This is a genomic window from Roseibium sp. LAB1 (assembly GCF_054658235.1).
The window spans coordinates 182221-192875 of sequence record NZ_BAAGIB010000001.1 but is presented as its reverse complement, the minus strand read 5'-3'; the positions used below and the strand labels follow the sequence as shown (position 1 = coordinate 192875).

Genomic DNA, 10655 nt, shown 5'->3' with positions numbered 1-10655 from the left:
ACTCACGGTTCTTCTTCTTGTCCCAGATACTTCTACCTAAATCTTCAGGTTGCGACTGAAGCGCGCGCGGCGCCGTGCTCGTCGGCGCCCCTTGGCTTTGACGTCAGGATCGCTATCATGCGGTCACGGACTGGGGCAGTACAGTCCATTCAAATTTCAGCTCTTTTGGTGTTTGATTGACACATACTGCGATTCTGCGAGGGGGGTGGAAATCGAACGCAGGTGCGGCATATTTCCTTGAGGGTTGTGCAAAGATTTTGCCTTCCTGCAAACTGGCTGAAATTAGGGATTTGTCGGGGGTCGGCGCGAAGCAGGTGCAAACATGGCAAGAGTTTGACCGCATGTGGGTCTTGCGTTGCACCAAGTCGTAAGCTAAGCGTGCGCTCGCATGTTGGTTTCATAAATGCCGACGGGCACAGCGTGACCTGCCGGTAAAATGAGGCAACGGGGCGCGCAGCCCCGGCACCGGATCGCCTCCCGATCCGCCTCCATATGCAAGGACGCGAAAGACATGGAAGAACTCTTGCGGGAATATGTCCCGATCGTCGTGTTCATCGGCATTGCGCTGGTGATCGGCCTTGCGCTGCTGATTTCGCCTTTCATTCTGGCCTACAAGAATCCGGATCCGGAGAAGCTGTCGGCCTATGAGTGCGGTTTCAACGCCTTCGACGATGCGCGCATGAAATTCGACGTGCGCTTTTATCTGGTCTCGATCCTTTTCATCATCTTTGACCTTGAAGTCGCGTTCCTGTTCCCTTGGGCTACCGTGTTCGGTGACCTCGGCTGGTTCGGCTTCTGGTCCATGATGGTCTTCCTCGGTGTCCTGACCGTCGGCTTCATCTATGAATGGAAAAAGGGAGCGCTGGAATGGGATTGACCACGACCGAGCCGCTCGTTGCACCGCAACCGCAGGGTATTATCGACCCGAATACGGGCAAGCCTGTTGGCGCGGACGACGCATTCTTCCTGGAAGTCAATAACGAGCTGGCCGACAAGGGGTTTCTCGTTACGTCCACCGACAATCTCATCCAGTGGGCCCGTACCGGCTCGCTGATGTGGATGACCTTCGGTCTTGCCTGCTGCGCCGTGGAAATGATGCAGATGTCGATGCCGCGCTATGACGCAGAGCGTTTCGGCTTTGCTCCGCGCGCGTCACCGCGCCAGTCCGACGTCATGATCGTTGCGGGTACGCTGACCAACAAGATGGCGCCGGCCTTGCGCAAGGTCTACGACCAGATGCCAGAGCCGCGCTATGTCATCTCCATGGGCTCGTGCGCCAATGGTGGCGGCTACTACCACTATTCCTATTCGGTGGTGCGCGGGTGCGACCGTGTGGTACCGGTCGATATCTACGTTCCGGGCTGTCCTCCGACAGCAGAGGCTCTGCTCTACGGCGTGTTGATGCTTCAGAAGAAGATCCGCCGCACGGGTACGATAGAAAGATAAGGATCTGCCGCCGAACAGGCGGCGGATTTTTGAGGGAGAGGGCGCCTGGCGCCCGGTAAACTGACTCTCCGGGTTGCGCCCAGCCGGGCGCAATGAACACCCGGCAAACTGGATCGATCAGCAGTCGGCAGTCAACCTGAACCGGTTGGCCACATGTTGATCTACGAGTGAGGTCGAACACGATGGACGAGACGTTGAAGGAACTCGCTGAGCATATCGAGCTCGGTCTGGGTGAGTCCCTTGTGTCCTGGAAGGTCGAATATGGTGAGCTGACGCTGACCGTAAACGCGACCGACATTCTCGATGTGATCCGCTTTCTGCGCGACAACAGCTCGTGCAAGTTCGTCAACCTGACGGACATCTGCGGTGTTGACTACCCGTCGCGCGAAAAGCGCTTTGACGTGGTCTACCACTTCCTGTCACCTGTTCAGAACCAGCGCGTTCGTGTGAAGGTCGCAACCGACGAGAACACGCCGGTCGCTTCGCTGACGCCGCTGTTTCCAGGTGCCGAATGGTTTGAGCGTGAAGCCTACGACATGTATGGCATTCTGTTCTCCGGCCATCCGGATCTGCGCCGTATTCTTACTGACTACGGTTTTGACGGTTATCCGCTGCGCAAGGACTTTCCGGTCACGGGGTTTGTTGAAGTTCGCTATGACGACGAGAAAAAGCGCGTCGTCTACGAACCGGTACGCCTGAACCAGGAAATGCGCTCCTTCGACTTCCTCTCGCCCTGGGAAGGCACGGACTACGTGCTGCCTGGTGACGAGAAAGCAACGACGAACTGAGGGGCGGGGCAATGGGTATTAGCATCTGGCAAATACTTATAATGCTGATCTGGGTGATAGTGTTTGTCGTTCCCTTTTGGCGCATCTTTCCTCGTGCGGGATGGCCAGCAGCTCTTAGCTTGCTGATGTTAGTGCCGCTATTGAATCTAGTGTTGCTTTGGGTCTTGGCCTTTAAACGTTGGCCGGGAGACGTATGAAAATGGTTGAACGGCTTTCAGGTGGTTGTCTTTGCGGCGAAGTGCGGTTCACCGCAACGCCTGTCGACGGCGAAATGGGCGTCTGCCACTGTGCCATGTGCCGCCGCTGGACCGGAGGCACCTATATGGCGGTGAGCTGCGGTCCGATGGACACTATCGCCGTCGATGGCGAGAAGTCACTTGGCGTCTACAAATCCTCTGACTACGGCGAGAGGGTTTTCTGCAGCAAGTGCGGCTCGTCGCTGATGTGGCGCATGGCCGACGGATCCCACGCCAGTGTTGCCGCGCAAGCCTTCGATGACCCGTCGGTGTTCAAGTTCACGTCCGAAATTTTCGTTGACGAGCAACCGGCTAACTATGCCTTCGCAAATGAAACCCGCAGAATGACCGGCCCCGAAGTCATCGCCTATTTCACGCAAAAAATGCAGGAACCTCAAAATGGCTGAGGCTCAGGTTCGTAATTTCAACATCAACTTCGGTCCGCAGCACCCTGCGGCGCACGGCGTTCTTCGTCTCGTGCTTGAGCTCGACGGGGAAGTGGTCACCCGTGTGGATCCGCATATCGGTCTCCTGCACCGCGGTACCGAAAAACTGATCGAGCAGAAGACCTATCTGCAGGCCATTCCCTATTTCGACCGCCTCGACTATGTGGCGCCGATGAACCAGGAACACGCTTTTGCCCTCGCGGTCGAGCGTATGCTTGGTGTGGAAGTGCCCAAGCGTGGTCAGCTGATCCGTGTGCTCTACTCGGAAATCGGCCGCCTGCTGTCGCATCTTCTCAACGTGACCACACAGGCCATGGACGTTGGCGCCCTGACGCCGCCGCTCTGGGGTTTTGAGCCTCGCGAAGAGCTGATGGTGTTCTATGAGCGGGCGTGCGGTGCGCGTATGCACGCAGCTTATGTGCGTCCGGGTGGCGTACATCAGGACCTGTCGCGTGATCTGCTCGACGATATCTGGGATTTCTGCGATCCGTTCCTGCAGACGCTTGACGATATCGAAGGCCTTTTGACCGACAACCGTATCTTCAAGCAGCGCAACGTCGACATCGGTGTTGTCGATCTTGATGACGCCTGGGCCTGGGGTTTCTCCGGCGTGATGGTTCGCGGCTCCGGTGCTCCCTGGGATCTGCGCAAGTCGCAGCCTTATGAATGCTACTCCGAACTTGATTTCGATATTCCGATCGGCAAGAACGGCGACTGCTATGACCGCTACCTGATCCGCATGGAAGAGATGCGTCAGTCCGTGCGGATCATGAAGCAGTGCCTGGAAAAGTTGACTGTCGAAACCGGTCCGGTCTCGTCTGTTGACGGCAAGATCGTGCCGCCGAAGCGTGGTGAGATGAAGCGTTCGATGGAAGCGCTCATTCATCACTTCAAGCTCTACACCGAAGGCTATCACGTCCCGGCGGGTGAAGTTTACGCCGCTGTCGAGGCACCCAAGGGCGAATTCGGCGTCTACCTGGTTGCGGACGGCACAAACAAGCCGTACCGCTGCAAGATCAAGGCGCCGGGCTATGCCCACCTTCAGGCCATGGACTTCCTGTGCCGCGGGCACATGCTTGCCGATGTTTCGGCTGTGCTGGGGTCCCTGGACATCGTGTTCGGTGAGGTCGACCGCTGATGCGGGCGGCTCACAACCAATTTTCGACCCTGGCAGCCGCCCGTCCGGCTCCGGTCATTATGACAGAACGGGGATAACACCATGGCAGTTCGCCGACTTGCCGCGGAACAACCAGAAAGCTTCGCGTTCACCGAGAAAAACCTCGACTGGGCGAAGAAGCTGATCGACCGTTATCCGGCAGGCCGTCAGGCCTCCGCGGTCATTCCGCTTTTGTGGCGTGCGCAGGAACAGAACGAAGGCTGGGTCAGTGAGCCGGCAATCCGCTACATCGCGGAGCTGCTGGACATGCCGAAGATCCGCGTTCTGGAAGTGGCGACGTTCTACACCATGTTCCAGCTCCAGCCGGTCGGCAAGAAGGCGCATATCCAGGTTTGCGGAACGACGCCTTGCCAGCTGCGCGGATCCGAAGACCTGATCAAGATCTGCAAGAGCCGCATTGCCAAGCACATGCACGAGATCTCCGAGGACGGCATGTTCTCCTGGGAAGAAGTCGAGTGCCTTGGTGCCTGCGTCAATGCGCCGATGGTTCAGATCTTCAAGGATACCTATGAAGACCTGACACCAGACAGTTTCAACCAGCTGATCGACGATATTTCCGCCGGCAAGGAAGTTACACCGGGACCGCAGAACGGCCGCCGGTTTGCAATGGCCGAAGGTGGTCAGACCACGCTCAGCGAGATTGACGACAACACCAAGGGGGAACTTCCGGTTCCTCATGTGGTCGATGGCGCCGAGAAGGCATCACATGCCTTTGCCGGCGCTCCGATCAATGCAGGTGGCAATGACTATGACGGTGTGCCGACCCCGGCTGAAGACGCTGTCGCCAAGGTGAAGGCTGCGCACGCTGCCAAGTCTGCCAAAAAGGACGAAGCTCCTGCTGCAGCGCCTGCACCCAAGAAGGCAGAGGCAAAAGCCGAACCGGCCAAGAAAGCCAAGGCCGAAAAGGCAGCCACACCCGCGGCACGCAGCCAGAACAAAGGCAAGCCGGACTCCGATGACCGCGCCGAAGTGGAAGTCGCCCGCACAGCCGACACAAGCGGAAGCGGCAATGTTCAGGAAAACGAACCAGAACTTCTCAAGGCTGCACGGGGTGGTAAGCCGGACGATCTCAAGAAGCTGAAGGGTGTCGGACCGAAACTGGAAGCGACACTCAACGAACTCGGATTTTTCCACTTCGATCAGGTCGCCTCCTGGGGACCGCAGGAAGTCGCGTGGGTCGACAGCCGCCTGAAGTTCAAGGGCCGCATCGAGCGCGATGGCTGGATCGAGCAGGCCAAGGTACTGGCATCCGGTGGTGAAACTGAATTTTCCAAGCGCGTGGAAGCCGGTGAAGTGGCCTCCTCCAAGAGCGAAGACTAGGGGGAAGAGATGCTGAAGGATCAGGATCGGATCTTCACCAATATCTACGGTCTCCACGACTGGGGCCTGGAAGGCGCCCGGAAGCGCGGCCAGTGGGACAATACCAAGGGCCTCATCGACAAGGGGCGTGACTGGATCATTCAGGAAATGAAGGATTCGGGTCTGCGCGGCCGCGGTGGTGCAGGGTTTCCGACCGGCCTGAAATGGTCGTTCATGCCGAAGGAGTCCGATGGGCGTCCGGCGTATCTCGTCGTCAATGCCGACGAGTCCGAGCCCGGCACCTGCAAGGACCGCGAAATTCTACGCCACGATCCGCATACGCTGGTCGAGGGCTGCCTTGTTGCCGGCTACGCAATGGGTGCCATTGCCGCCTACATCTACGTTCGCGGCGAATTCATTCGCGAGCGTGAGCGTTTGCAAGCTGCGATCGACCAGGCTTATGACGCCGGTCTGATCGGCAAGAACAACAAGAACGGCTACGATTTCGACATTTACGTGCACCACGGTGCCGGCGCCTACATCTGCGGTGAGGAAACAGCACTGCTGGAGAGCCTGGAAGGCAAGAAGGGCCAGCCGCGCCTGAAGCCGCCGTTCCCGGCCAACGTTGGTCTTTACGGTTGCCCGACCACGGTGAACAACGTTGAATCGATTGCGGTCGCTCCGACCATTCTGCGCCGCGGCGCGGCCTGGTTCTCCGCGCTTGGCCGTCCGAACAATACCGGCACCAAGTTGTTCTGCGTCTCCGGCCACGTCAACAAGCCGTCGACTTTCGAGGAAGAACTGGGCATCCCGTTCGCCGAGATGATCGACAAGCATTGCGGCGGCATCCGGGACGGTTGGGACAATCTGCTTGCCGTTATTCCGGGCGGTTCGTCCGTTCCGTGTCTGACTGCGGAGCAGATCAAGGACGCGCCGATGGACTTCGACACGTTGCGCGGCCTGGGCTCCGGTCTGGGCACGGCAGCCGTGATTGTCATGGACAAGTCGACCGACATCATCAAGGCCATCGCCCGGCTGTCCTACTTCTACAAGCACGAAAGCTGCGGCCAGTGCACACCGTGCCGCGAAGGCACGGGCTGGATGTGGCGCGTGATGGAACGCATGGTGAAGGGCGAATCCTCCTATGAGGAAATCGACATGCTGTTCAAGGTGACCAAGCAGGTCGAAGGCCACACGATTTGTGCACTCGGGGACGCGGCCGCCTGGCCGATCCAGGGTTTGATCAAGAATTTCCGGCCTGTTATCGAGCAACGCATCGATGACTATGTCGCCAAGTCGAAGTCTTCTTCGACGATGGTGGCGGCTGAGTAAGCGGAACGGGATTTGGAGAGCAACGGATGACGAAGCTCATCATCGACGGCAAGGAAGTGGATGTCCCGTCGGACTACACGCTGCTTCAGGCCTGTGAAGAGGCGGGCGCCGAGGTTCCGCGCTTTTGTTACCATGACCGGCTGTCGATTGCCGGCAACTGTCGCATGTGCCTGGTGGAAGTGAAGGGCGGACCGCCCAAGCCTACCGCCTCCTGTGCCATGGGCGTGAAGGACCTGCGTCCGGGGCCCAACGGCGAACCGCCGGTGGTCGAGACCAAGTCTGAGATGGTCAAGAAAGCCCGCGAAGGGGTGATGGAGTTCCTGCTCATCAACCACCCGCTGGATTGCCCGATCTGCGACCAGGGCGGCGAGTGCGATCTGCAGGACCAGGCAATGGCCTATGGTGTCGACGGCTCCCGGTTCCATGAGAACAAGCGCGCTGTCGAGAACAAGGAAATCGGGCCACTGATCAAGACGATCATGACCCGTTGCATTCACTGCACGCGGTGTGTCCGTTTCACCACGGAAGTTTGCGGCGTCACCGATATGGGCCTGATTGGCCGCGGCGAAGACGCGGAAATTACCACCTATCTCGAGGCGGCCCTGTCGTCCGAGATGCAGGGCAACGTTGCAGATCTGTGCCCGGTTGGCGCCCTGACGCACAAGCCTTACGAATTCCATGCCCGTCCGTGGGAACTGACCAAGACCGAGAGCATCGACGTGATGGATGCGGTCGGGTCGGCGATCCGCGTCGACACGCGCGGCAAGGAAGTCATGCGTGTTATGCCTCGGCTCAATGAAGAGGTGAACGAGGAGTGGATCTCCGACAAGTCCCGTTACATCTGGGACGGTCTGAAGACACAGCGCCTTGACCGACCTTACGCGAAAAAAGACGGTAAGCTGCAGCCGGTTTCCTGGGGCGAAGCGTTCCAGATCATCGCCGACAAGGTGAAGACCACGAGCGCTGACAAGATCGGTGCTCTGGCTGGCCAGATGGCGGGCGTTGAGGACATGTTCGCGCTGAAGAGCCTGATGGAGAAGCTTGGCGTCGCCAATATCGACAGCCGTTTCCCGGGGTCTCCGCTACATCCGAAGAACGGTCGCGCCAGCTACCTCTTCAACAGCACCATTCAGGGCATTGAAGACGCTGATGCGATCATGCTCATCGGGACCAACCCGCGTCAGGAAGCGCCGGTTCTGAATGCTCGCATCCGCAAGCGTTGGGTTCGCGGTGATGTTACGATCGGGCTGATCGGCGAAAATGCCGAGCTTACCTACCCGGTGACCTATCTTGGGGCCGGCCCCGACAGCCTGAAGGAATTTCTGAACCACGCTCCGGCAAGGGCCGAACGGCCAATGTTCATCGTCGGTCAGGGAGCGTTGAACCGTCCGGACGGTGCTGAAGTTCTGGCAACCATTGCGGCCGCCGCCAAGTCGCTTGGCGTGATCAAGGACGGCTGGAACGGTTTCAACATCCTGCACACCGAAGCCTCTCAGGTCGGCGCTCTCGACCTCGGGTTTGTTCCGGGTGAAGGTGGCAAGGACACCGGGGCCATGCTGGAGCCGGGGGCACTGGATGTGCTGTTCCTGCTCGGCGTTGACGAAGTCGAAGTTCCGGAAGGAGCTTTCGTCGTGTACCAGGGGACGCATGGCGATCGCGGCGCACACCGCGCCGACGTGATCCTGCCGGGAGCGGCCTATACCGAAAAATCCGCGATCTACGTAAACACCGAAGGCCGCGTCCAGCTCGCCGACCGGGCAGCGTTCCCTCCGGGTGACGCGCGTGAAGACTGGGCAATCCTGCGGGCACTGTCCGCAAGCCTCGGCCAGACTCTGGAATTCAATTCGCTTGCCGAATTGCGTGCGAAGCTGTTCGAAGCCGTGCCGCACATGACCGGGATCGACGCGATCGAGGCCGGTGATGCGGGCGACATCGAAAAGCTGGCCAATGCCAAGGCAAAAATGGACAGCTCCGGTTTTGCCAACGTGATCCGCGACTTTTACTTGACCAACCCGATCGCCCGCGCCTCCAAGACGATGGCCGAGTGTTCGGCGCTCGCCAGGACGCGAGCGGCAGAAGCAGCTGAATAAAGGGGTAGGGGACCGATATGGCTGAGTTCATGACGACCTACGGCTGGCCGTTCCTCTGGATGGCATTCCAGAGCGTTCTGCTGATGGTCGTGCTTCTGGTGATTGTCGCCTACGTGCTGTACGCCGACCGCAAGATCTGGGCCGCGGTCCAGATCCGTCGTGGTCCGAACGTGGTCGGGCCCTGGGGCCTGTTCCAGAGTTTTGCCGACCTTTTGAAGTTCGTCCTGAAGGAACCGGTTATACCCTCAGGTTCCAACAAGGTGCTGTTTCTTCTGGCGCCGCTGGTCTCCGTGCTTCTGGCCCTGGCGGCCTGGGCCGTGATACCGGTTGCGGACGGCTGGGTGATCGCGAACATCAATCTTGGCGTGCTCTTCGTCTTTGCGGTTTCATCACTCGAAGTCTACGGTGTCATCATCGGTGGTTGGGCATCCAACTCCAAGTATCCGTTCCTGTCCGCACTGCGGTCGGCCGCGCAGATGGTTTCCTATGAAGTTTCCATCGGTTTCGTGATCGTCACCGTGCTGCTGTGTGCCGGTACCTTGAACCTGACCGGCATCGTTCAGGCACAGGAAACCGGCCTTGCCAACATGCTTGGCGTGCCATGGCTTTCGTTCCTGAACTGGTACTGGCTGCCGCTGTTCCCGATGTTCGTGGTGTTCTTCATTTCCGCGCTGGCTGAAACAAACCGTCCGCCGTTCGATCTTGCGGAAGCGGAATCGGAACTGGTTGCCGGCTTCATGGTGGAATACGGCTCTACCCCGTACATGATGTTCATGCTCGGCGAGTATGTCGCCATCTGTCTGATGTGCGCGCTGATGAGCATCTTCTTCATGGGGGGATGGCTGCCGCCGTTCGACTTCGCACCGTTCACCTGGGTGCCGGGCATCGTCTGGTTCCTGCTGAAGTGTTTCCTTGGCTTCTTCATGTTCGCCATGGTGAAGGCAATGGTTCCACGTTACCGCTATGACCAGCTGATGCGCCTGGGCTGGAAAGTGTTCCTGCCGCTGTCGCTGGCAATGGTCGTGGTCGTCGCCGCAGTCCTGATGGTCATGGGCTGGGCACCGGGCGCAGCGTGACCATCTCGCTCGCCGGTGCAATCGGCGCCGCCGTCGGTCTTTATGTCGGCTGGCTCGATTGGAAGATCCTGAAGGGTATGCTTCAGGCGGCGGAGACGAAGAACAGACAAGCTGGCGGCGACGGTGGTGTCGTTGCCAGACACAAGGCGCTTCTGGGCGCACTGGTTTTTGGAGTTCCGGTGTTCGGTTTCCCGATCATCGGCTATTGGGCCGCCAGTCAGCTGGCTGGTTGAGGAAAGAGAGGCTAAAAGCGATGGGACTTAGTCAAGCCGTCAAATCGCTGTTTCTGCAGGAGTTCGTGTCGGCTTTCGTTCTGGCGATGCGTTACTTCTTCAAGCCGAAACCAACGGTCAATTATCCGTTTGAGAAGGGGCCGGTGAGCCCGCGCTTCCGGGGTGAACATGCGCTGCGCCGTTATCCGAACGGTGAAGAGCGCTGCATTGCCTGCAAGCTGTGCGAGGCCATCTGCCCGGCTCAGGCAATCACCATCGAAGCCGGTCCGCGCCGCAATGACGGCACGCGCCGCACCACGCGCTACGACATCGACATGGTCAAATGCATCTATTGCGGCTTCTGTCAGGAAGCCTGCCCGGTGGATGCGATTGTCGAGGGCCCCAATTTCGAATTCGCCACGGAAACCCGCGAAGAGCTTTACTACGACAAGGAAAAGCTTCTTGCGAACGGCGACCGCTGGGAACGCGAAATTGCCCGCAACATTGAAATGGATGCTCCTTACCGTTAGGAGCATACCGAACAATGGTTTCC

Annotated in this window: 11 protein-coding genes; all 11 read left to right on the top strand. The window is 58.9% G+C overall.

Going from position 1 to position 10655, the window contains the following annotated elements; genetic code table 11:
• Nucleotides 1-511 precede the first annotated feature (511 nt).
• The 11 genes from ACYQ54_RS00915 (at nt 512) to nuoI (ending at nt 10632) form a co-directional block, all read left to right on the top strand.
• Entirely contained in the window at nt 512-877 is a 366-nt protein-coding gene (locus tag ACYQ54_RS00915; protein WP_460078498.1) for an NADH-quinone oxidoreductase subunit A, read from the top strand.
• Nucleotides 868-1446 carry a NuoB/complex I 20 kDa subunit family protein gene (locus ACYQ54_RS00910; protein WP_006934718.1) on the top strand — a complete coding sequence of 193 codons (579 nt, stop codon included), beginning with the start codon at nt 868-870 and terminating at the stop codon, nt 1444-1446. Before ACYQ54_RS00915 ends, ACYQ54_RS00910 begins: the two co-directional genes overlap by 10 nt.
• A 182-nt stretch (nt 1447-1628) precedes the next feature.
• Nucleotides 1629-2234, top strand: coding sequence for an NADH-quinone oxidoreductase subunit C (locus tag ACYQ54_RS00905; RefSeq protein ID WP_460078497.1), 606 nt, complete (start codon nt 1629-1631; stop codon nt 2232-2234).
• A 193-nt stretch (nt 2235-2427) separates the two neighbouring features.
• Complete coding sequence (locus ACYQ54_RS00900; RefSeq protein ID WP_460078495.1) at nt 2428-2877, top strand: GFA family protein; 450 nt, start codon at nt 2428-2430, stop codon at nt 2875-2877.
• A complete protein-coding gene (locus ACYQ54_RS00895) occupies nt 2870-4054 on the top strand; it encodes an NADH-quinone oxidoreductase subunit D (RefSeq protein ID WP_460078493.1) in 1185 nt (394 codons plus the stop codon). The genes ACYQ54_RS00900 and ACYQ54_RS00895 overlap by 8 nt, the downstream gene beginning before the upstream one ends.
• 81 nt (nt 4055-4135) lie before the next feature.
• Nucleotides 4136-5413 carry an NADH-quinone oxidoreductase subunit E gene (locus ACYQ54_RS00890; RefSeq protein WP_460078491.1) on the top strand — a complete coding sequence of 426 codons (1278 nt, stop codon included), beginning with the start codon at nt 4136-4138 and terminating at the stop codon, nt 5411-5413.
• Nucleotides 5414-5422: 9 nt separating this feature from the next.
• Nucleotides 5423-6724, top strand: coding sequence for an NADH-quinone oxidoreductase subunit NuoF (gene nuoF / locus ACYQ54_RS00885; protein ID WP_460078489.1), 1302 nt, complete (start codon nt 5423-5425; stop codon nt 6722-6724).
• 26 nt (nt 6725-6750) lie between these two features.
• Nucleotides 6751-8814, top strand: coding sequence for an NADH-quinone oxidoreductase subunit NuoG (nuoG, locus tag ACYQ54_RS00880; protein ID WP_460078487.1), 2064 nt, complete (start codon nt 6751-6753; stop codon nt 8812-8814).
• A 17-nt stretch (nt 8815-8831) separates the two neighbouring features.
• Entirely contained in the window at nt 8832-9890 is a 1059-nt protein-coding gene (gene nuoH / locus ACYQ54_RS00875; protein WP_460078485.1) for an NADH-quinone oxidoreductase subunit NuoH, read from the top strand.
• Nucleotides 9887-10123 (top strand): hypothetical protein, encoded by a 237-nt coding sequence (locus ACYQ54_RS00870; RefSeq protein ID WP_460078483.1) that lies wholly within the window; start codon nt 9887-9889, stop codon nt 10121-10123. The genes nuoH and ACYQ54_RS00870 overlap by 4 nt, the downstream gene beginning before the upstream one ends.
• 20 nt (nt 10124-10143) lie before the next feature.
• Nucleotides 10144-10632, top strand: coding sequence for an NADH-quinone oxidoreductase subunit NuoI (gene nuoI, locus ACYQ54_RS00865; protein WP_006934709.1), 489 nt, complete (start codon nt 10144-10146; stop codon nt 10630-10632).
• Nucleotides 10633-10655 lie beyond the last annotated feature (23 nt).